Source organism: Pseudomonas sp. JY-Q, assembly GCF_001655295.1.
Taxonomy (GTDB): domain Bacteria; phylum Pseudomonadota; class Gammaproteobacteria; order Pseudomonadales; family Pseudomonadaceae; genus Aquipseudomonas; species Aquipseudomonas alloputida.
Map to the genome: position 1 here is coordinate 3,274,464 of NZ_CP011525.1, position 22,002 is coordinate 3,296,465.

At 57.6% G+C, this 22,002-nt stretch carries 21 protein-coding genes; 12 read left to right on the forward strand and 9 right to left on the reverse strand.

What is annotated here, in order from left to right; genetic code table 11:
- Positions 1-270 precede the first annotated feature (270 nt).
- A complete protein-coding gene (locus AA098_RS14905) occupies positions 271-933 on the reverse strand; it encodes an RraA family protein (protein WP_060545557.1) in 663 nt (220 codons plus the stop codon).
- Positions 934-986: 53 nt separating this feature from the next.
- Entirely contained in the window at positions 987-2,336 is a 1,350-nt protein-coding gene (locus tag AA098_RS14910) for an MFS transporter (RefSeq protein ID WP_060545558.1), read from the reverse strand.
- Positions 2,337-2,487: 151 nt separating this feature from the next.
- On the opposite strand from AA098_RS14910, the gene AA098_RS14915 reads away from it, so the two are divergent.
- Positions 2,488-3,387, forward strand: a complete 900-nt coding sequence (locus AA098_RS14915) for a LysR family transcriptional regulator (protein ID WP_064614602.1) — start codon at positions 2,488-2,490, stop codon at positions 3,385-3,387.
- Between the two features lie 102 nt (positions 3,388-3,489).
- Positions 3,490-4,155, forward strand: a complete 666-nt coding sequence (locus tag AA098_RS14920) for an RraA family protein (RefSeq protein WP_047602675.1) — start codon at positions 3,490-3,492, stop codon at positions 4,153-4,155.
- A 158-nt stretch (positions 4,156-4,313) separates the two neighbouring features.
- On the opposite strand, the gene AA098_RS14925 is transcribed toward AA098_RS14920, so the two are convergent.
- On the reverse strand, positions 4,314-5,225 hold the full coding sequence (locus AA098_RS14925) for a LysR family transcriptional regulator (protein ID WP_269807256.1): 912 nt from the start codon (positions 5,223-5,225) through the stop codon (positions 4,314-4,316).
- 101 nt (positions 5,226-5,326) lie between these two features.
- Between AA098_RS14925 and AA098_RS14930 the strand changes: the two genes are divergently transcribed.
- Genes AA098_RS14930 through AA098_RS14950 form a run of 5 tightly spaced genes read left to right on the forward strand, consistent with a single transcriptional unit; the run spans position 5,327 to position 10,178 of the window.
- Entirely contained in the window at positions 5,327-6,517 is a 1,191-nt protein-coding gene (locus AA098_RS14930) for a CaiB/BaiF CoA-transferase family protein (protein WP_047602674.1), read from the forward strand.
- A gap of 17 nt (positions 6,518-6,534) precedes the next feature.
- Complete coding sequence (locus AA098_RS14935; RefSeq protein WP_047602673.1) at positions 6,535-7,500, forward strand: hydroxymethylglutaryl-CoA lyase; 966 nt, start codon at positions 6,535-6,537, stop codon at positions 7,498-7,500.
- The gene (locus tag AA098_RS14940; RefSeq protein WP_047602672.1) at positions 7,497-7,886 is read left to right on the forward strand and encodes a VOC family protein; all 390 of its coding nucleotides are present in this window, start codon (positions 7,497-7,499) and stop codon (positions 7,884-7,886) included. The genes AA098_RS14935 and AA098_RS14940 overlap by 4 nt, the downstream gene beginning before the upstream one ends.
- 14 nt (positions 7,887-7,900) lie before the next feature.
- Positions 7,901-8,842, forward strand: coding sequence for a D-2-hydroxyacid dehydrogenase (locus AA098_RS14945; protein ID WP_060545564.1), 942 nt, complete (start codon positions 7,901-7,903; stop codon positions 8,840-8,842).
- Positions 8,843-8,879: 37 nt separating this feature from the next.
- Positions 8,880-10,178, forward strand: a complete 1,299-nt coding sequence (locus tag AA098_RS14950; protein ID WP_047602670.1) for a dicarboxylate/amino acid:cation symporter — start codon at positions 8,880-8,882, stop codon at positions 10,176-10,178.
- Between the two features lie 207 nt (positions 10,179-10,385).
- On the opposite strand, the gene AA098_RS14955 is transcribed toward AA098_RS14950, so the two are convergent.
- The 4 genes from AA098_RS14955 to AA098_RS14970 are packed head-to-tail and all read right to left on the reverse strand — an operon-like array spanning position 10,386 to position 13,546.
- On the reverse strand, positions 10,386-11,594 hold the full coding sequence (locus tag AA098_RS14955; RefSeq protein WP_064614604.1) for a pyridoxal phosphate-dependent aminotransferase: 1,209 nt from the start codon (positions 11,592-11,594) through the stop codon (positions 10,386-10,388).
- Positions 11,591-12,220, reverse strand: a complete 630-nt coding sequence (locus AA098_RS14960) for an RraA family protein (protein WP_060545570.1) — start codon at positions 12,218-12,220, stop codon at positions 11,591-11,593. The genes AA098_RS14955 and AA098_RS14960 overlap by 4 nt, the downstream gene beginning before the upstream one ends.
- A complete protein-coding gene (locus tag AA098_RS14965) occupies positions 12,217-12,882 on the reverse strand; it encodes an RraA family protein (protein ID WP_064614606.1) in 666 nt (221 codons plus the stop codon). The genes AA098_RS14960 and AA098_RS14965 overlap by 4 nt, the downstream gene beginning before the upstream one ends.
- 1 nt (position 12,883) lies before the next feature.
- Complete coding sequence (locus tag AA098_RS14970) at positions 12,884-13,546, reverse strand: RraA family protein (RefSeq protein WP_060545574.1); 663 nt, start codon at positions 13,544-13,546, stop codon at positions 12,884-12,886.
- Between the two features lie 107 nt (positions 13,547-13,653).
- On the opposite strand from AA098_RS14970, the gene AA098_RS14975 reads away from it, so the two are divergent.
- From AA098_RS14975 to AA098_RS14985, 3 genes are all read left to right on the forward strand, one after another.
- Positions 13,654-14,550 carry a LysR family transcriptional regulator gene (locus tag AA098_RS14975; protein ID WP_064614608.1) on the forward strand — a complete coding sequence of 299 codons (897 nt, stop codon included), beginning with the start codon at positions 13,654-13,656 and terminating at the stop codon, positions 14,548-14,550.
- A 90-nt stretch (positions 14,551-14,640) separates the two neighbouring features.
- Positions 14,641-15,450, forward strand: a complete 810-nt coding sequence (locus AA098_RS14980) for an alpha/beta fold hydrolase (protein ID WP_047602664.1) — start codon at positions 14,641-14,643, stop codon at positions 15,448-15,450.
- An 83-nt stretch (positions 15,451-15,533) separates the two neighbouring features.
- A complete protein-coding gene (locus tag AA098_RS14985; protein ID WP_064614611.1) occupies positions 15,534-16,970 on the forward strand; it encodes a sodium:alanine symporter family protein in 1,437 nt (478 codons plus the stop codon).
- 318 nt (positions 16,971-17,288) lie between these two features.
- Here AA098_RS14985 and AA098_RS14990 read toward each other — a convergent pair whose 3' ends face one another.
- Entirely contained in the window at positions 17,289-18,041 is a 753-nt protein-coding gene (locus AA098_RS14990; protein WP_064614612.1) for an SDR family NAD(P)-dependent oxidoreductase, read from the reverse strand.
- Positions 18,042-18,144: 103 nt separating this feature from the next.
- Here AA098_RS14990 and AA098_RS14995 point away from each other — a divergent pair, with 103 nt between their 5' ends.
- Both AA098_RS14995 and AA098_RS15000 read left to right on the forward strand, forming a co-directional pair.
- Entirely contained in the window at positions 18,145-19,053 is a 909-nt protein-coding gene (locus AA098_RS14995) for a LysR family transcriptional regulator (protein WP_019751499.1), read from the forward strand.
- Positions 19,054-19,444: 391 nt separating this feature from the next.
- Positions 19,445-19,888 carry a potassium channel family protein gene (locus AA098_RS15000; protein WP_064614613.1) on the forward strand — a complete coding sequence of 148 codons (444 nt, stop codon included), beginning with the start codon at positions 19,445-19,447 and terminating at the stop codon, positions 19,886-19,888.
- 26 nt (positions 19,889-19,914) lie between these two features.
- On the opposite strand, the gene AA098_RS15005 is transcribed toward AA098_RS15000, so the two are convergent.
- Positions 19,915-21,594 (reverse strand): SulP family inorganic anion transporter, encoded by a 1,680-nt coding sequence (locus AA098_RS15005; RefSeq protein WP_064614618.1) that lies wholly within the window; start codon positions 21,592-21,594, stop codon positions 19,915-19,917.
- Positions 21,595-22,002: the final 408 nt, after the last annotated feature.

The following is a 22,002-nucleotide window of genomic DNA, read 5'->3' on the forward strand; positions in this document are numbered from 1 at the left end:
TTCACAAGCAGCCTTCATGTACGGAGGAGATCGACGCTGGTGAGTACCGTCGCCAACGTGTTTCGAGGGGCACTGTTGCGCGCAAAGCGCATCGCGCGACTGCAAAATTCTACTGGGATGAGCAAAGGGCTGCTATTGAATCCCGGCATTTCAGCTATGCAGGCCGACGCAGTGTTCACGCGATTAGTCGCGGAGAAAACAGCAGGCTCGCCTGTATTGAAGCGCGCCTGCCTGAGTGAGCAGGCCTGCCGGCGGCAGGCTTTGGTGGACTTACCTTTTGCGCTGCAGGGTGTGGTAACCGAGGTCCTCGCGGGCCTGCTTCAAGGTCTTGCCCTGGCTGATGGCGGCGCGGATATCGGCCTCCACGGCTTCGATCTGGCGGGCAAGCTGGGCGACATCACGGGCACACCCGCGTGGCACCACCACTACGCCATTGGCGTCGGCCACGACGATATCCCGAGCGCAGACTCGCGCCTGGCCGATGGACACCGGCTCGTTGACTGCGCCGACCTCGACCCTGTCCTTGCCGGTGCGCATGAAGCGGCCCTTGGTGAACAGCGGGTAGCCATCGCCCAGCGCTTTGTTGACATCTCGGCAAACGCCGTCAATCACCGTCGCGGCGATTTTTCGTGAGCCGGCGTACTGGGTCATTATGTCGCCCCAGACGGTGCAATCAGTCCGGCCGTCATTGTCGATCACCACCACATCGCCCTCGCCCACGTCCTCGATGAAGTCACCGACAGTGCCCGGCGGCACGCTGGCGGACACATAACGGACGGTAAACGCGGGGCCGACCACGACTTGCTTGTAGTCGGCCAGCGGCATCACGCCAAAGCAGTGCCCTGGCAGGCCCAGCTTGTCCATGGCATCGGATACGCCGGGGGTGTCGAGGCCCTCGAACAGCGCGACCAATTCTTTGTCTTCGGTATTCATCAGCAGCTCCTTGGTACGGTAATCAAATAAAAGAATGTGCAGGGCAAAAAGCCTCAGGTCGTAGCCGTTCTGGGGACCGGTTCGATAATGGTCAACAGCAACATGAAACTGACGAACGAGCCGATCGCCAAGTAGGAGAAAACGTAGCTCCAGCCGTAGCTGTCGAGCAAAAGACCAGTCAGGAATGGAGTGGCTGCGGCGCCCAACTGGCCAACCATGTTGACGATGGCATTGGCAATCGGGAAGGTCTGTTTGCTGGCCAGCGCCATGGGGTAAACCATATAGGACGAAAAGCCCAGGCTCAGCACCACGCCCGTGGCCATCAGCAGCAGCCCATACGCCAATGGGTCGGCGGGCGAATTGATCAACAGGTACATCATCACCGAGGTACCCAGCGCCGACAGCAGCATTCCGGGCTTGCGCCGTCCGGCCAGCCAGCGGTCCGAGCAGTAGCCGCCCAGCAGGTTGCCCAACACGGCGCCGACCCAGGGCGCTGCCGAGACCAGGCCCATGTTCATTACAGAAAAGCCCTTGACGGTCATCAGATAGGTCGGGATCCAGGCCAGAAGCACGCTGGACACGCCCAGCTGGAAGCAGTAGCTCAGCGCGCTGCCCCATATCTGCCAGGAGCCGAACACCTGGCGTCGGGTTTCAAGCAGTGGTACTTCGCGTCGACGAATGAAGGCATCCAACCGAGCAAAGCTGCGCGCTTTAGGTCGCCCGGTATTGCTCGCAGCGGTTCCGGTACCGCCGGCCCCTGCCGGATCGCTGATGTAGTCCAACTCGGCCTGGTTGACGAACCGGCTCTTGGAGGGGTGATCGGCAACCAGGAAGTACCAGGCGATTGACAGCAGGATCCCGGGTACGGCAAAGAAGTAGAACACCTCGCGCCAGCCCCACACCGAAATGATCACGGCGCACAGGGGGGGGACGATGACTGGCCCGAACTTCACCGCAGACAGAAAGATGCCCGAGGCGATGCCTTTTTCCCGGGGCGGGAACCAGTTGTTGATGGTGGTCGTCATGCTGATCGGTAACGGGCCCTCCGCCACACCCAGGCCCAGGCGATAGAGCTTCAATGCCAACAGCGAGCCAGCCGTGCCGACCAGGCCGGTTAGCGCCGAGGTCATGATCATTGCGCCGGGCAGGATTCGGCTTACGCCGTATTTGCTGAACGCCAACCCGGCTGGAATCTGGGCCAGTGCGTAGGCCAATAGGAATAGGCTCATGAGGCCGCCAGCCTGGGCGTTGCTCATCTCGAATTCCTGCCGGATGAACGGCAGCGCGACACCGAGATTGGCCCTGTCCGCCGCTGCGATGGTGTAGATGGAAAAGATCATCCCGGCAACGATCCAGCGGTAACTGCTGCGACCTTTGGCATGGACTATTTCAGCGGTCAACATAATGTGCACACCCTTGTTGTTGTAATTCGCGGGTAATCTAGGCACGGTGATACAAGAAAAAAAGCGACAAAAACTCAACTCAAATCATCGCTTTTAGTGGACAGTCTGAATCCCACTCGCCGTAGACAGCAGCCGTGCCGAGGTAATAAACGTGATCACCCTGAAGCAGATCGAAGCCATTTACTGGATTGTCGAGCTGGGCAGTTTCGAGGCCGCCGCCGCCAAACTGAACATGTCGCAGTCGGCGATTTCCAAACGGGTCCAGGAGTTGGAGGATGCCTTCGGCGTATCGATCTTCGATCGCTCCAAGCGCACTGCCAGGCTTACGCAAAAGGGCATCGAACTGCATGCCTGCGCGGTGGACATGCTGCGCCAGCGTGACGACTTGCTCGAACGCATCAGCTCGAAGGAAACCCTGATCCGGCGGTTTCGCCTTGGGGTGACGGAGCTCACCGCGCTCACCTGGCTGCCCTCGCTGGTCGAGCGCATACATCAGACCTACCCACGGGTCGACCTCGAGCCTTCCATCGAACTCAGCACCGACCTATTGCGGCGGCTGGAAAACGATGAGATAGACCTCATCGTAGTGCCTGACATCTTTCACGATCCGCGCTTCATCAGCACGCCCTTGAAGGCCGTAGAGAACGCCTGGATGTGTGCACCCGCCTTGTATCCAGGCGACAGCGCCATCAGCCTGAATGCGCTGGCGAGCTTCACCGTATTGACCCAGGGCGGCAGCTCTGGGACCGGCCTGACCTACGAGCGCTGGCTGGCAGAACACGACATTCGCCTTGGCAAGACCCTGACCAGCAACTACCTCGTGGCGCAGGTTGGCCTGACCATCTCAGGTGTGGGCATCAGCTACCTGCCGCTCGCCTGCATGGGCACACTTATCACCCAGGGGCGCTTGAAGGTGATCCACACGCAGCAGCCACTGCCAACTATCAAGTACGTCTGCGTTCACAGGGCCGACCGCTACCAGGGGCTGACGGTCGAAGTAGCCCGTCTCGCCCAGCAAACTTGTAATTTCAACCAGCTAATCATCACTTGAGGCGATGGTTTATGATAAAAAAATATCGCTAAAAGCAAAGCCTGTTCTCTCCTAACATCGGCGCATGCCCCCGATAGTTGCCCCTTGATTAGGAGATTGAACATGTCGTTACCCGGGTCCCGCATCCTCGCTTCACCTGCTCTGGCCCCCGCGTCAGTCATCGAAGCTTTCGCTTCGGTGGTCACCCCGCACATCAGCGACAACCTCGGCCGTCACATTGGCGCCCGAGGCCTGACCCGCTACAACACCACAGGCAAACTGGTGGGTACCGCACTGACCATCAAAACCCGGCCCGGTGATAATCTCTATATCTACAAGGCCCTGACCTTGCTCGAGCCGGGTCATGTATTGGTGATCGACGCCCAGGGCGACACCAACAATGCGGTCATCGGCGAGCTCATTAAGCTCTACGCCGAACAACGCGGCTGTGTGGGGTTCATCGTCGACGGCGCGATTCGTGATGTGGATTCCTTCCGTTCGAGCCCCTGTTACGCACGGGGTGTCGTGCATTGCGGCCCCTACAAGACTGGGCCAGGCGAAATCAACGTGCCGGTGTCGGTTGGCGGCATGCTGGTGAACCCGGGTGACATCATCGTCGGTGACGAGGATGGCGTCGTGGCGTTCCCCCTCGCGGCAGCCGAGCAGGTGCTGGCTCAGGCCCGCGCTCATCAAGCCCATGAGGAGCGGGTAAAGGCCGAAATCGCCACTGGAGCTGTGGATCAATCCTGGCTGGACAAGGTGCTGGAAAAGGCCGGGTTGGCGGATTGAAACCCGCTGCCGATCAGCCCTCCCGTGGCGGAGCGTCTGACAGACACGGTCCCTTCCACATATCAGCGCACGCATCAACTCATATGGCAGGTGGCAAAGGCCGTTTCTGCCCGATAGCAGTCAGTTCATGAGCGTCCGCTACCTGCTGGAGCTCAATTTTATTCCAGACTTGTCAGGAAGTTGAAGAGATTCGCGGCTTCTGGGGACAGTCGCGTATTGACCGCGACACCTGCGAATAAAGTTCGAGATGCCCAAGCGTCCACAAGCGGGACAGCTTTCAATGTAGTCTCAAGAAGCCCGTGCCTCACCGCTTCCAAAGGCAAAATTCCGATACCCAACCCAGCTTCGATCATTCGGCAGATGCCATCGAAGCTGGCCACCTGAATTCTGACCTTCAACAGTTTTCTCGCCTCATGGGCAGCATCGTTAATGCGCCGCAATAGCGAACTGCCTTGATTCAGCGCGACGTAGTCATAATCGAGCGTGTCAGCAAAGCTCACCTGTGAGAATTCGGCCAAGGGGTGATCGTTTGGCACCAAAAGCACCAATTGGTCTGCGCGATAGGGCCTTACCTCCAGGTTGGGTGCCAATACGTTGTCAGCGAAGATGCCTATATCGGCACGCCCGTCCTCAACGGCCTGGATCGTCGAGTCGCTAAGCGCTTCTTCCATGCCGATACGCACGTGCGGGTTCGCCGCAAGGAAAGTGTTGAGGTCCTTGGGAAGGAATTGGATTACAGCTGACGTATTGGCGAACAGCCTGACGTGCCCGCGGATGCCATGAGAAAAATCATTGGCATCATGTGCCATACGTTCGACACCTTCGAGGATTAACCGAGCATGTTCGGCCAGGCCTCTCCCGGCTGGCGTTAACTGCAGTCCTCTCGGAAGTCGAATGAACAGGGTGCAGTCGGTGACGCGTTCGAGTTCGGCGAGCCGCTTGCTGGCTGCCGATACGGTCATGTGAGCGCCATCCGCAGCCTTCGTCAGGTTCTGGCTGTTCGCCGCCAGTACCAGCAGCCTCAGAGACGCCAGGTCGAGTTGAAGAAGATTCAGCACGCACCGCCCCATCGTTTCCATTTTGGAAAGTGTAATGGAAAACTTTGAAATTCTCACGCCGGCGCTTTAGGGAGATGATCCAAGCAGAACCTCCAACAAGAACGGAAAACGTCATGAGCCTACCGCTGGATGGCATCAAAGTCGTCGAAATGGGACAGCTGATCGCTGGGCCTTTCGCTGCAAAAATCCTCGCCGAGTTCGGAGCCGAAGTCATCAAGATTGAACCTCCCGTGACGGGCGACCCTTTGCGTAAATGGCGCTTGCTGCACAATGGCACTTCTGTGTGGTGGGCCGCCCAGTCTCGTAACAAGCAATCCGTCACGCTGGATCTTCGCCAGGCAGAGGCGCAGGACGTCGTGAAGCGACTGATGCAAGACGCTGACATCCTCATAGAGAATTTTCGTCCGGGAACCCTCGAAAAATGGGGGCTTGGATGGGATGTGCTGAGTGGCATCAATCCAAAGCTGATCATGTTGCGTGTATCAGGCTACGGGCAGACCGGACCTTATCGCGATCTTCCAGGCTTTGGAGTCATAGGTGAAGCAATGGGCGGGCTGCGTCATCTATCCGGTGAGCCAGGGCGCACGCCTGTGCGTGTTGGCGTGTCGATGGGTGACTCGTTATCGGCGCTGCATGGGGTGATCGGTGTCCTCCTCGCCCTGCGTCACCGGGAGCAAAACCAGGGTACAGGTCAGCAGGTGGACGTGGCGCTTTACGAATCAGTCTTCAACATGATGGAGAGTCTGATTCCTGAACATTCGGTGTTCGGCACTGTACGCGAGCCAGCGGGCAGTAGCCTTCCGGGGATTGCCCCTACCAACGCTTATCGTTGCCAAGACGGAAAGTACGCTCTGATCGCAGGTAATGGCGACAGCATCTTCAAGCGTCTGATGGAGAAAATCGATCGGCACGATCTGGCCAACGATCCTGAGCTTCAGCAAAACGACGGACGTGTCCGTCATGTCGCCAGGTTGGATGCTGCGATTTCTACTTGGACGGCTGAACGTCCACTGGACGAAGTACTTGCTGCGCTTAAAGAAGCCAACATCCCCTCCGGTAAAATCTACGATGCAGCCGATATCGCTGCCGATCCCCACTACCAGGCCCGCGGCATGTTGGTCCGCAGCGAGCTGGATGACGGTACGCCGGTCACTTTGCCTGGAATCGTCCCCAAGCTCGAAGCAACGCCCGGGCAATTACGTTCGCCCGCCCCGAGGCTGGGCGAACACACCGACGCGGTTCTCGGCGGTTTGGGCATCGATGCTCCCACCCTAGAGCAATGGCGGCAGCGCGGCCTAATTTAATTAGCGGAGTACCTTAAATGAAACGCCTGTTCATGCAGGAAGTTGCGACCCGTGATGGCTTCCAGAACGAAAAAAACTTTATACAAACCGATGATAAGATCTCGCTCATCAATGAGTTGAGTCAGTGTGGTTACACCAAGATCGAAGTCACGTCGTTCACGTCGCCCAAGGCCATCCCGGCGCTGCGTGACGCCGAAGCGGTCATGGCCGGCATAGCTCGCCAACCTGGCGTCGAGTACACGGTGCTTGTGCCGAACGTTAGGGGAGCTGAACGCGCATTAGGCTGTGGCATTGATGAGGCCAACCTGGTGATGTCAGTCAGCGAACCGCACAACCGCTCAAACTTGCGAATGACTCGGGAGCAATCGTTTACCCAACTCAAGGATGTGGTTGCCGTTATAGGCTCTGGCCCCGTGGCAGTAAACGTCTCATTGTCGACAGTTTTCGGTTGCCCAATGCAGGGTGACGTCCCGAGCGCTGATGTGCTTCGCTTCGTTGAACGTTTTGCTGCACTGGGAGTGCGAGGCGTAACGCTCTGCGACACCACTGGCATGGCTTACCCGTCTCAGGTTGAAGCGCTGTCCCGGCAAGTGCTTGAACGCTTTCCCAACCTGCAAGTAACCCTGCATTTTCACAATACCCGTGGCATGGCCTTGGCCAACACGCTGGCCGCGCTTGCCGCAGGCGTTAACCGTTTCGATGCTTCTCTGGGCGGCCTCGGTGGCTGCCCCTACGCGCCGGGAGCGAGCGGCAACGTCTGCACAGAAGACCTGGTGCACATGCTCGAACTGATGGGTTACGACACTGGCATGGATCTCCACCGGGTACTGGCAGCATCAGCGCGCCTTCCAGGTTTAATCGGCCACGATACGCCCAGCCAAATCCTCAGGGCAGGCAGGCGCCTGGATTTGCATCCGATACCGGAGCATGTGCATACGCTCACTAAGCAGATGACCAATATCGAATTGGAGCGTGCGCAATGATCGATCATCTCGACCACCTGGTGCTCACCACAATCGACATCCAGGCGTGCAAGGACTTCTACGTCCGGGTGCTGGGAATGCGCGCCGAGACCTTCGGCAGCGGTCGGTTGGCGCTATGTTTCGGTAATCAGAAAATCAACGTCCACGAGCGCGGACGGGAGTTTGAACCCAAGGCACACTTGCCTGTGCCAGGTGCTCTGGATCTGTGCTTTATCACAAGCATTGGGCTCGATGCCGTGATGGTGCGCCTGGAGTCGGAGGGCTGGCCAATCACCGATGGCCCCGTACAAAGAACGGGTGCAACCGGACCTATTCGCTCGGTGTATGTACGTGATCCCGACCTGAATCTGATTGAAATCTCCGAGCTTCTCGCACCCAATCGCTGAAGAGATCCATTGCCATGAATATCGTCCTTCTTGACGGCGCCAGCCTGCCGTCCCCATTAGCACGTCCGCTCGAAGCCACTGAGTGGAGCGAGCGGGAGAAAACACCCCTCGATCAGTTAGTTGAAGCATTGGCCGAGGCAGACGTCGCAATTACCAACAAAGTGCGCATTGATCGACTTGCACTGGAACAACTGCCCAAACTCAAACTGATCTGTGTAGCCGCCACTGGCTATGACTGCGTCGATATTGCAGCCTGCCGCGATCAAGGCGTGACCGTGTGCAATGTTCCGGCATACAGCGCGGTGAGCGTTGCCGAACACGTCATGTGTTCGTTGTTTGCGCTGCGCCGTCAACTGCTTGCCTACAGAACCGCTTCTGCATCCGAGTGGCCAGCGTCATCGCACTTTTGCGTTCATGGGGAGCCGATTCAGGATCTGCAAGGTTCGACTCTCGGTATCATTGGTCGTGGCGATATTGGCAGTCGCGTCGCTCGGCTTGCCCGCGCTCTGGAGATCAATGTGTTGTTCGCCGAGCACCGCGGCGCCCATAAGGTGCGAGAAGGCTACTCCGAATTCGACGAGGTACTGGCCCGGTCAGACGCACTCACACTTCATTGCCCGCTGACACCGCAAACCCGGTATCTGATTGGCTCTGCGCAGATAGCCCGGATGAAGCCCGGTGCAGTTCTCATAAACACCGCGCGAGGCCCTCTGATCGACGAAAACGCCGTGCTGGCAGGGCTCGCCAATGGGCAGCTGGGCGGGGCGGCATTGGACGTGCTCTACGCCGAACCACCCCGTCCGGATCATCCTCTGCTCCACTGCACACATCCCAATCTGATTATCACACCCCACGTGGCCTGGGCGAGCCAGAGCAGCGTTGCACGGCTTAAAAGTGTACTTGCCGCGAACATCACGGCATTTGCCAAAGGTGATCCGATCAACGTGGTGACTTGAACCCAATATCGATTCAATCAGACCAATAGGTAGAGCCATGACAAAAACAATTAGCTCTTCGATAGAAACCGCTGACGTCGCCTTGCCATGTCGCAAACCGTTCTATCACCATCTGTACGTTCAGGTGCTGGCCGCCATCGTCCTGGGTGTCATTCTCGGGCATTACAGTCCTGGGCTGGGTGAGCAGATGAAGCCGCTGGGTGATACGTTCATCAAGCTGATCAAAATGCTCATTGCGCCGATCATCTTCTGTACGGTGGTCAGCGGGATCGCCAGCATGCAAGACCTCAAGCGCATCGGGCGGATCGGCTTCAAATCCCTGGTGTATTTCGAGGTGCTGACCACCATCGCATTAGTCGTCGGCCTCATCGGTGTCAACCTGCTAAAGCCAGGAGTTGGCATGCACATTGACTCTGCGACACTGGATGCATCAGCGATTGCCGGGTACACCAAGGCGGCTCATGACCAGAGTGTTGTGGGATTTCTGACTCATATCATTCCCAGCACGGTATTCGGTGCGTTCACAGACGGTGACATCCTACAGGTGCTGTTCATTTCCGTATTGTTCGCGTTCGGGCTGCAACTAATGGGCGAGGTGGGCAGACCGCTGCTGAATACCATCGACCTGATCGCCAAGGCGTTCTTCCGGATGCTCAAGATCGTCATGTACCTCGCACCGCTTGGGGCGTTTGGTGGTATGGCATTCACTGTGGGCAAGTATGGTGTCCAGTCGCTGGGGGCCTACGTAAACTTGCTGGTGTGCTATTACATCACGGGCTTGGTATTCGTCTTCGTGGTCTTGAACATCGTGGCGCGTCTGGCTGGATTCAGCCTCTGGAAATTCCTCAAATATATCCGTGAGGAACTGGTCCTGGTGCTAGGCACTTCTTCCTCGGAGTCTGCTCTCCCACGCCTGATGGGCAAGCTGGAGAGGCTTGGCTGCGAGAAGTCCACTGTTGGCCTGGTCGTACCATCGGGCTACTGCTTCAACCTCGACGGCAGCTGCATCAACATGACGGTGCTCGCGATCTTCATCGCCCAGGCGTTGGACATTGACGTGTCGCTCTACCATCAGGTGACCTTGCTTTTGATCCTGCTGCTGACGTCCAAAGGAGCTGCAAGTGTGACAGGTGGTGCATTCATAACACTGGCCGCGACCTTGGGTTCAATCGACGTCATTCCCGCTGCCGGACTGGTGTTGGTACTTGGGGTTTATCGCTTTATTTCTGAAGGTGGCGCTTTGATCAATGTGATCGGCAACGGCGTAGCCACACTATTCGTTGCACGCTGGGATGGCGCGCTGGACAGAGAACAACTCAAACGCGAGCTGGGTTAACAGTTTGCTCTCAGCCCTTCAGCAGGCTGCCACGCACGGTGAGCTGAAGGGCTGCGAGCATCTGGATTCCGGCATATTCCGCCACGCAGCCCCCGTCCAGAGCGGACATTGATTGCGGCCAAACAAAAAGGCTGCACCACCTGTATCGCAGATATGCAATTGAGGAGGTGCAGCCTTTCGCTGCTCTGCTTCAGTGTGGTTATCTAGCTATCGCGCGTCCTCACAGAAGCGGTGGATGGCCTGACACGCCGCACGCAGCGAATCGTCATCGAGCGCGTAAGCAATGCGCAGGTAGCCTGAAAGACCAAAAGCACTGCCCTGAACGACTGCAACGTTGGCCTCCTCTAGCAACGCCAGGGCCACCGCCTCATCATTGACCAACTCACAACCGGCGGGAGAACGCTTGCCGATCAGCCCGGAACAGTCGGCGAAAGCGTAGAAAGCCCCTCCTGGAACTTCGCAACTGATGCCCGGCGCCTGGTTGAGCAGCTCGACCATAAAGTCGCGACGCCGCTGGAAGACATCGCAGCTATGAGCGATGAAGTCTTTCGGGCCGTCGAGGGCAGCGATTGCTGCGTGCTGCGAGATGGAACAGGCGCCTGAGGTCTGCTGCCCCTGAAGCTTCTCCATCGCCTCGAGCAGCCAGCGGGGAGCGGTAGCAAACCCGATTCGCCAACCCGTCATGGCATAAGCCTTCGATACGCCATTCATGGTCAACGTTCGTGCAGCCAGACGTGGTTCAACCTGCGCAAGCGTGAGGAAGTCACGGTTGTCGAAAATCAGGTGCTCATAGATGTCGTCAGCCAGAATCAGAACCTGCGGATGGGCCAGCAACACCTCAGCCAGCGCTTGCAGTTCGTCGCGATCGTACACAGCGCCCGTGGGATTGGACGGCGAATTCAGGATCAGCCAGCGGGTGTTCGGGCCGATGGCTTCGGCCAGTGCGTGCGGGGTCAACTTGAAGCTCGACTCGGCGCCGCAGGCAACAATGCGCGACTCCCCTCCACACAGCTCAACCATTTCTGGATAGCTGACCCAGTACGGCGCAGGGATCACAACTTCGTCGCCTTCGTTGAGGGTTGCGGCCAGGGCATTGAAGATGACTTGCTTGCCGCCGCTGCAAACCAGCGTGTCCTGCCAGCTGACGTCGAGACCATTTTCACGCTGGTATTTGCGTGCGATGGCTTCTCGCAACGCACGAAGGCCGGCCACCTGGGTGTAACGAGTATGACCATTGTTGATTGCACTGATGGCTGCGGTACGGATGTGCTCCGGCGTATCGAAGTCAGGCTCACCCGCGCAAAGCGAAATGATCTTCGCGCCTTCTGCGCGTCGCGCAGCCACGCGGTCGATGATCTTGTAGGTTGCCGAAGGCTTGGCAGCCTCCAGACGACGGTTCAGCGTTTCCAGGCTCACGCGTGTTCCTCCGGGTGAGTAAGGCCCATCAGGTCCATGGTGGTGTGACCCTCGCGCAGCTTGGCCATGAACAATGCCTCTTTGTCCGCACGTTTCTGGCCTTCGCGTAGCGTGCGTTCGACTGCATCCGCCGGGATGATGATCACGCCGTCCTCATCCGCGACAACCAGATCGCCGGCGCTTACTTGTGCACCGCTGAAGTCGAACGGTTTGCCTACTGAAGGCGTGGTCGCCTTGACGGTCCCTTTGACCGAGATACCCCGCGCGAACACCGGGAAGCCATGCGCTTCAAGCGCGGCGATGTCGCGTACGCCGCCATTGATTACCAAACCGACAATGCCTGCGGCTTGCGCCGCCACCGTGAGCACTTCCCCCCAGTAGCCAGCAATGAAGTCGGCGCAATCACAGACCAGGACGCTACCGCGCGGCGCTTTGGCCACGGCCAAGTGCAAGCCCAGGTTGTCACCAGGCGAACACTGCAGCGGGTAAGCGGGTGCGGCAATGAAGGCGCCCTTCCAGACAGCGCGAATCTCGCGGTCGACTGCAGACGGGAGCCCAGAGGCCTCATAAAGGGTGGAACTACCGAGGACCTTTACAATGTTCTGATAATCGTGTGGAAGGCTCATGGCTGTTTGCTCTGCAGGGAGTGGTAACCGAGGGCGGCACGCGCTTCTTTGAGGCTTTTGCCGGTAGCGATCTGTTCGCGGATCTGTGCTTCGACATGTTCGATACGACGTGCCGTTTCAGCGACCTCCTGAGCACGATTACGCGGGACGATGACGACACCATTGGCATCAGCGACGACGATGTCGCGGGCGCAAACGCGGGCTTGACCAACCGACACCGGCTGGTTTACAGCCACGACTTCCACGCGGTCCTTGCCGGTACGCATGAAACGGCCTTTGCTGAACAGCGGGTAGCCTTCGCCCAGTGCCTTGTTCACATCGCGGCAGACTCCGTCAATGACCGTGCCGGCAATACCCCGGGCCAGTGCGTACTGGGTCATGATGTCGCCCCACACCGTGCAATCGGTACGGCCCTCATTGGCGATGACCACCACGTCGCCTGGTGCTACTTCATCAATGAAGTCACCGACAGTGCCGGGCGGTGTGCTCGCACTGACGTACTGAACAGTGAAGGCTGGGCCGACCACAACCTGGCTGTAGTTTGCCAGCGGTGCGATACCGAAGGCCTGGCCTGGAAGGCCCAGCTTGTCCATCGCGTCAGATACACCCGGGGTATCCAAGCCTTCAAACAAGGCAACCAGGTCTTTATCAGAAAGGCTCATGTCAGTGCTCCACCTTGAGGGCTTCGAATTGCGTGTCATGCATGACTTCTTCGACCGAGCGACCGGCACGGACAGCGTCGACCATGCCGGCTTGGCGGCGGTCTATACGCTCGGCCAAATCAAGCACTTCCTCGATGGCATTGGCCGGCACGAAAACGGTGCCGCATTCGTCGGCGATCACATAGTCACCCTCATCAACTTCAATACCAGCCATGCGAACTTTGACGGCCGCGTCGATCTGGATGAGCCGGTTGCGCGCGCTGATCATGGTCACGCCGCGACCGAAGACCGGGTAACCGATATCGGCGCTGCCGCGGATGTCGCGGCTGAAGCCATCAATGATCGACCCACGGATGCCTTTGCGCTGGGCCGCGTTGGCCAGGATGTCGCCCCAGCTGGAGATACCGTCGACGCCCCCTGCAATCACCAGCACGCGGTCGTCGGTAGTGACTCGTTCTACCACCGGGGTAATAAGGTGAACCGTGGGCGCCACGTCTTGCTTGGGCCCCAGTTGCACGGTGCTTGCCCGGCCGACAATTTTGGGGCAGTTCCAGAGCGGCATCAGGCCGTTAGTGGCGCCAGGCAGTTCGAGGAAGTCCAGCGCGTCCGACACTGTGTTGGTATCGAGCGCGGCCAGGCGTTCAAGCGGGGCTTTCAAGCTCATCTGTTGCAGGCCTCTTGTAGGTGAGGCTTGAGTATCGGCGCCGAGATTTGATACGTATATTACGAAGAAGCTAAGCTTGTTATATCCTAAACCTATGGAAAAGCGCCGTGATCAACTTTCGCTTGATACGCCACCTTTGGCTGTTCCTGGCTGTGGCAGAAGACCAAAATTTCAGTCGCGCGGCCAAGCGGTTGGGTATGTCGCAACCCCCGTTGACCGAGCAGATCCAGGCGCTCGAACAGTCGCTACGCGTTCAACTTTTTACCCGTTCTCGCCGCGGAGCACAGCTGACTGCCGTCGGCGCCGCGATTCTTCCCGCGGTCCGGAAATTCGCTGATCAACTGGAGCGACTAGAGTTGGCGGTTCACGAAGCCGTCGCAGGCCATGCCGGCGTGGTGACCATCGGAGCCATTACATCGGCGATGATCGACGTGCTACCCCCGCTGATCGAGCGCTTCAAACAGAACCATCCGTTGATTACGGTATCGGTTCGGGAGATAGATAGCGCGGAAGCCATACCCGCACTGGAGGCGGGTGATATCGACATTGCATTCGCACGCCTGGAAGGGAATCTCGGTCGACATATTCAATCCTTGCCGTTGTCCGAAGATAGGCTGGCTGTAGCGCTACCCAAAGACCATCCCTTGGCTGCCAAGGAGTCAATCTCTCTACAAGCCCTCGCGGACGAAACCCTGGTCATGGCTTCACGGGATGTGAGTCCTGTGTACTTCGACTACCTGGTTGGGCAGTGCAAAGCCAGCGGCTTCGCTCCGCGCATCGTCCACCAGGTGCGGTCCGTATCGTCACAAGTCGCCTTTGTCAGTTGCGGACAGGGCATCGCATTGGTACCGACGTCTATGGGTAAACTCGCGCCGGAGAACGTCCTTATCCGCCCCCTGCATCCCGAAGTGAAAGTGGTGATCACGGCCATGGCCTGGCATAACGAGCACAAAAATCCGCTGGTAGAGGCAATGATCGACCATGCAAAAGATTTGCTGTCATAGGCCAGGCGTATGACAGGCTTCGTGGCTTCGTATTTTACAAATCATTTTGCGAGTTCAACATTGGGGACTCTGTTATAGGAGTTTGTATCCGTGTCCCATGCAGCTCGCTTCACGTACGAGAAAGTCCCACTGAACATCGATGGTGTACAGCTCGATGTGGCGGTGATACACCGCACCGGGCCAAAAACGCCCATCCTGTTCCTTCACGGTTTCGGTTCCACCAAAGAGGATTACGCCGATATCACGCTGCAGGCATCTTTCGAAGGACACCCCTTCATTGCCTATGATGCGCCAGGCTGCGGTGAAACGGAGTGCGCCGACCTCTCGCGCATCAACATCGCATTCCTGGTGAAAACCGCGCAAGCCGTGCTCACGCATTTCGGAATCGACAAGTTCCATCTGGTAGGCCATTCCATGGGGGGACTTACCGGCTTGGTATTGGCTCACGAGGAGCCTGATCGCGTTAAAAGTTTCGTTGATATCGAAGGCAACATTGCACCTGAGGATTGCTTCCTCAGTCGACAGATCCATGATCATAACCGTGATGACGACGTGGGCTTCTTCCGTGACTTTATCGATCGCACTCGGCTGGCTTCGGATCCTGCAAGTGCACTCTATGCGGCCAGCCTTGCGCATAAAGTACGGACCGGCGCGGTGCGTGGCATTTTCGAATCCATGGTGGATTTGTCCGACAATGCCAAGTTGATGGACAAGTTCCTCGCACTGCCCTTCCCGCGCCAATACATGTATGGAGTCACCAACTCACACCTGTCGTACCTTGACCATATCGCAGCACAAGGCGTGGAACTGGCGTGCATCCCTGATTGCGGTCATTTCCCGATGTATTCGAATCCCGCCCTGATGTGGAAGCACATCAAGGCTTTGCAAGACCGCGCCTGAGCGAATCATATCTTTAAACACGCGGCTGAGTCGGCCGCGTGAAGCTCGCACTCCCCCAGTAAAAATAAAAATGAGGTTGCGCCATGCTCGAAGCCATCAACGGTTTTCTTTCGGGAAAGCTGCTCATCGTCCTGGTCGTCGGACTAGGCACTTATTTCACCCTCAAGACACGCTTTGTGCAGCTTCGGTATTTCCTGCACATGTTTAAAGTTTTCAAAGACAGCCTCACCAGCAGTTCAGCGCAAATTAGCTCGTTTCAAGCGCTCATGTTAAGCCTCGCGGGTCGGGTAGGTGCAGGCAATATTGCCGGCGTTGGAGTCGCTGTAACAATGGGTGGTCCGGGTGCTGTCTTCTGGATGTGGGTCACCGCTCTGGTTGGCATGGCGACCACGCTGATGGAATGTAGCTTGGCCCAGTTGTACAAGCGTAAAGATGCCAGCGGCCAATTCTACGGCGGACCGTCCTTCTACATTGAATACGGGTTGAACAAGCGGTGGCTCGGCGTACTGATGGCAATCTTGCTCACCGTCACCTTTGGTTTTTCATTCAACGGTCTGCAATCGCATGCTGTAACCCACTCCCTGCAAAATGCCTTCGGCATCGAGCCTACCCATTCGGGCATCGTCCTGGCGGTCGTGCTGGGGCTGGTATTTGTAGGCGGCATCAAGCGTATCGCGAAGGTGGCAGACCTGCTGGTACCGGTGAAGACGCTAGCCTACGTAGCGGTAACGCTCTACGTGATTGTTTTGCAGTTCGATCACGTGCCAATGATGCTGCTGACCATCATCAAAAGCGCCTTCGGCCTGGACCAGGCATTCGGCGGCCTCATTGGCAGCGCCATCGTAATGGGAGTCAAACGAGGCGTGTTCGCCAATGAAGCCGGCCTGGGCAGTGCTCCCAATGTCGCGGCAGTGGCTGAGGTCAGGCATCCAATTTCTCAAGGTGTGGTACAGGCGTTTAGCGTGTTCTTCGACACGTTCGTCATTTGTACCTGCACTGCTCTGCTGATCCTGTTGTCCGGCTTCTACACCGCCGGCTTTGCCGGTGACGGTCTGGTTCTGACCCAGAACTCACTCGCTGCGGTTGTGGGCGAATGGGGGCGCATTTTCATTAGCGCTGCACTGGCATTGTTCGTGTTTACCTCGATCCTCTACAACTACTACCTCGGCGAGAACAACCTGAAGTTTATCCTTGGTGAAAGCCGCAAGGTCCTTCTAGCCTACCGCGCAGTCGTGCTAGCACTCATCCTCTGGGGCTCGATGGAAGACCTATCAACCGTATTCGCGTTTGCCGACATCACCATGACCCTTTCCGCCTTGGTAAACCTGGTCGCCCTGACGCTACTGTGCAAGGTTGGCCTGAGGCTGCTCGCAGACTACGACAAGCAACGTAAAGCGGGTGTTACCGAACCCGTCCTGACCGCCAGTGCCTTTCAGGATGTGAATATCGACCAGAGTATCTGGGCTCAACAACCCCCAACGCTCTTAGATAACCCAGCGGTTGTGGTTAGCCACCGCTAAATCCGGCTGTGGCGACGGGGCCCGTTACGTGGCCCCGTTGCCTGCTTCGCAGGTATGCTTTGCCGGGGGGGAATATCTGCACTCCGACGTAACCGCTAAAAATTTCAGAAACAATCAGGGGTATTGAGGAGATCAATCTGGGCCTGGGCCGCATGACAGGTCTCTACGAACCCCTTGTGATTTGTCCGATCAGCGTGGCCAACTATCTGCGGTCACACTGGCTTGCCACTTGATTGTCGAAGTCGGTGTCCATTCCCAAGCGTGTCTGCGGGATACCTGCTACCCCATGCGCAGTCAACAACAGCAAAAAATGTTTCCTTAGATCTGTGCCTGGCCACCGTCTACGAACAATTCAGCCCCGTTCACGAAGCTTGAGTCTTCACTGGCAAGGAACACGGCTGCATTGGCAATCTCGATGGGCTCACCCACCCGCCCCATTGGCACCTGCGAAGCCAGGTAGTCGAGCAAGCCTTGCTGTTGTGTTGTATCTGGGCCAGCCAGGTCGACCAGGCCGGGCGTACGCGTTGCGCCCGGGCTGAGGGTGTTGACCCTGACAGCGCGATCTTTCAAATCCAGAATCCAGCTCCGTGCAAAGGCCCGAACAGCCGCCTTAGACGCGGAGTACACACTGAATGCCGCAGTGCCCGAGCTACCGGCCGTGGAGCCGGTCAGAATGATCGACGCTTTCGGCGCCAGTAGCGGCAGCGCCTTCTGAACCGTGAACAACACGCCTTTCACGTTACGATCGAATGTATCGTCGTAATGAGCTTCGGTGATCTCACCCAAAGACAGCATGGAGCCGCCGCCGGCGTTGACAAACAGCACGTCGAGCCGACCATGGTTTTGGTTAATGCGGGCATACAGCGTATCGAGCTGCTCGAGCTTCGTGGAGTCGACGGCAACACCGGTGGCGTTGCCAACCAGTTCCACCGCCTTGTCCAATTCAGCTTGACGGCGACCGGTGATGTAGACGTGAGCGCCCTCTTCAGCGAAGCGTTTGGCGGTGGCCAAACCGATGCCAGTGCTTCCGCCAGTGACCAGTGCGACTTTACCTTCCAGTTTCTTGCTCATGGTGTTTCTCCCGTCGAGATTGCGATTTGGTGTGGGAGAAGCGTATCGACCTCTAAATAATTTCAAAATAGAATCATTTGAAAGTCATCATTGCAGAATTGAAATGTCAAGAATTCCGGATTTTGAAGGGCTTGCCATGTTCGCCAAGGTGGCGGAGGAAGGCTCTTACGCGGCCGCCGCCAGGGCAATGGGTGTGTCGGTTCCCACGGTATCGCGGGCGGTTGCGCGCTTGGAGGAGCGCCTGGGTGGTCGCTTGTTCAACCGAACGTCACGTCAACTCTCTGTGACCGAGTTTGGTCAACGTATGGTTGACCAGGCCAGTGCGTTGTATCGCCAGGCTGAAGAAATGGAAAGCGAAGCCCAAGAGCTGTCGGTACAACCACGCGGGTTGGTGCGGCTGGCTGTGCCCATGTCGTTCGGCTTGCGCTGGGTCGCGCCGTTACTCCCAGCGTTGCTGACGCTCTATCCAGAGCTAGAGCTTGATCTACACCTATCTGATTCGACAGTTGACCTGGTGGCCGATGGTTTCGATGCGGCATTGCGGATCGCAGCCCTCCCCGATTCCTCCCTGGTGGCTCGCCGAATTTGTTCTGTAACCCAATTCCTCGTAGCAGCCCCGTCATATCTGGCCCGGCGTGGCCATCCATCTCATCCCCGCGACTTGGCCGCTCATGCGTGTATGAGCTACGCCTATCGAGCACGGAGCCAGGTGTGGCGTTTCACTCACGATAATGGCAGCGAGCAAGATGTGGCCCCGCGCGGTCCCCTGCGCGTCACCAACTCGGATGCATTAGTCGCACCTTTGCTGGCGGGGGTTGCAATCGCTGAGCTTCCGGAGTTCATCGCCGCCGAATATCTCGCCGATGGACGTCTACAGCACATCTTGCCTGAGTGGCGCATGACGCAGGGCGGTCTGTATTTCGTGACGCCATCAGCCCGTGCACGGCCGAGAAAAGTTCAGGCCCTTTCCGACTTCTTCGCGGAGCACCTTTCAAGCCCAGCCTGGAGGTAATCAGCGCCAAACTGGCGCAGGGAGTATGTTAGTCGCGGGAGGACATGGCGTCTTACCTCCTGGCCCTCCTGAAGTTTTCACCCACAGCGGCGGAATGACGTGGATTTCAATCCCGTTTTCCTACCGACAAATATCAATGCCCCGCATCAGGACAGTTTGTACGTAAACCCCGCCCGCGCGAGCTCGAGGGAGGTGCTTGATATTTATCAAGTCCGTCTACCTACATTCGTCGAGACTCTTTACCAAAAGACATCGGAGCGTACACAGAAGCTCGACCTCGAGAAACACAGTTTGGCCCCCACTAAACAGCCGAAGAACCTCCCTTGGGAGCGCGCGAGAAAAGAAGGGGCAATGATGGCAACCGTCACGCGGAAACCCGGAAGGAGCACTGATGTATTCAAGCATCTTTTTCGCGTTGGGGCTGGCAGCCATCACTGTGGTTGTGCATGCCGTCGGTCTGGCCTTGATGCTAAAGTTTCTGTCCCGCAGAAACAATGTTCCCCTACGGCAACTAGGCGCCATCAGCGCGCGGTTGGTTTGGGTTGTCTGCTACATGATCATGCTGCATTTGATCGCCGTCTCGATTTGGGCGACATTCTATGTGTGGCAAGGATCTCTGCCTGATTTCGAAACGGCGCTTTACTTCTCTGGAGTGACCTACGCGACCATCGGCTACGGTGACGTGGTGCTGGTGAAACCCTGGCGCCTATTCGGGCTGATTGAAGGGTTGACGGGTATCATCATGTGCGGCTTATCCACGGGTGTGTTCTTCGCCGAGGTCAATCATATCTACCAAATGACCCATGCCGACAAGGACCGCGGCGAAAAAACCTGAAGTATTGCGCTACCAGGACTTCATGACTACGACGCCGTCAACGGCGTGGCGTCCTGATCCTGATAGTGCAGGATCGCAGCATGAGCGTTGAACAGCATACGCTCGCTCCCGAGTTTTTCGTCGAACCCAGCACGCCGTACCATTTCAAGTACACCAGGGTTCAACCCCGCCAGCCAGAGACTGGCACCGAGTTCGCCCAAGTGTTTTTCGCCTTCAATCAGAGCTTGCAGTGCCGAGTATTCGATGTCGGGAACGGCACTCATGTCCCAGACCACCACATGTGGATGGTACTGCGCTTCCAGCGCGATGACCTGCTCTTTGACATAGTCCGCGTTAAGGAAGAACAGACGTCCCTCCGGCCGCACGATCAACAGCCCCGGGAAAGTCTCATCATCTGGGTGGTCCTCCGATAAAGGCCGAAGCACGTCGGTACCGCGCTTGCGACCCAGGACGTACACATGCGGACGAGCCGTCTGATAGGCCAGACTGACCAACGATACGACGATTGCCACCGTGATGCCCTGCAGCGTGCCAAACAACAGCACACCAAACGTCGCTACGAGCGCCCAGTGGAACTCCATCGGGCGCACCTTGCGAATAGCCTGGAATTCCCGGGGTTGAATCAGCCCGACCGAGTAGTAGATGACGATGGCCGCCAATGTAGCGTGAGGCAGATACCCGAGAAGCCCCGAAAGCAGCAGCATCGTGGCGAAAGCCATGCCGGCAGTGACAATCGAGACCGCTTGAGAGTGGCCTCCGGTGGCACGGACAACCGCCGTCTGCGAAGTACCTCCACCGGCGGGCATCGCCCCCAGCAGTGCGCCCCCGAGGTTACCCAGGCCGGTAGCAACCAACTCGCGGTTTGCATTGATCGGGGGATCGCCTGGCCGGACAAAGGCACGACCTGCTGCAATCGTTTCGGTAAAGCTCATCAGCGCGATCCCGAGCGCACCCGGTATCATTTGTTCAACCAATGTGAGATCGGGCAGTGTGATTGGGGGTAACCCTGCTGGAATCAAGCCGACAGTCGAAACGCCGAGCGCCTGCAGGCCGAAGTACCACGAGGCGGCGATACTCCCTGCCACCACAACAAGTGGTGCTGGCGAATGTGGCCACGCGCGTTCCATTGCGATGAGGATCAGGAACGCCGCTGCAGCGACCGCGATCGTGATCAGAGAGCTCCTGGGTACATGATGCACAATGTTGAGGAGATAGAGAAAAAAGCCCTGTTTGGCGATGTGGATGCCGAGAAGTTTTGGTACCTGATCCAACACGATCACAAGGCCGACACCTGCTTTGAAGCCGCTCAACACCGGGGAGGAAATGAAGTTCGCGAGAAAACCCAGGCGTATTAGCCGCGCCAACAGCAGCATGGTGCCCACCATTGCGGTCAGTGTTGCCGTGGCCGTGATCAGCTTCCCGGGGTCACCATCGGGTACTGCCAGACCGATCTGCGCACCGGCCAGAATCGCCAGCGTGGCGGAGGAGCTGACGCTAAGCACTCGCGACGTGCCCAGGAATGCGTAAATCAACATTGGGACGAAGGCCGTATACAAACCGACGGCAACAGGCAAGCCGGCGACAGTCGCGTAGGCCATTGCCTTGGGTAGTACGACTGCAGAGGCCGTGAGCCCTGAAACGACATTGAGACGAAGTGACGCCGTGTCAGAGTGGGCTGTGCTTGAGGCTTTCAGATGAAGTTTCACACGGCCGCTCCTGATGGGTTCTATTGCCTGTTACGCGCAAAGACTCTCGGCATTCGCGCTGACACGGAGCTGACCCGCAAGCTCATTTTAAAGTCACCCTTGATCAGCTCAATCTCGCGGCCAACCTTCACGTTTTCTCTCTTCGGATATGCCGATTACGAATAAAAACCTTCACGCCGAAGGGCGCTTTGATTCTGTTGACTATTAACGACAGCCTTGTAACGCCGCCGAAGAATTTTCGTAATATTACGGGTTGCCCACCAAGGCGGAGTATTTATTGACCGCAGATGCATCGAAGTTTCTGCCGGATAAGTGCTAGAGACTTGAGAAATATCAAATATTCCCAATAAACGCATAGCCATCGCATGCGTCATTCTGGTCTGTACTCATCCAGGGCGCTCACGGTTA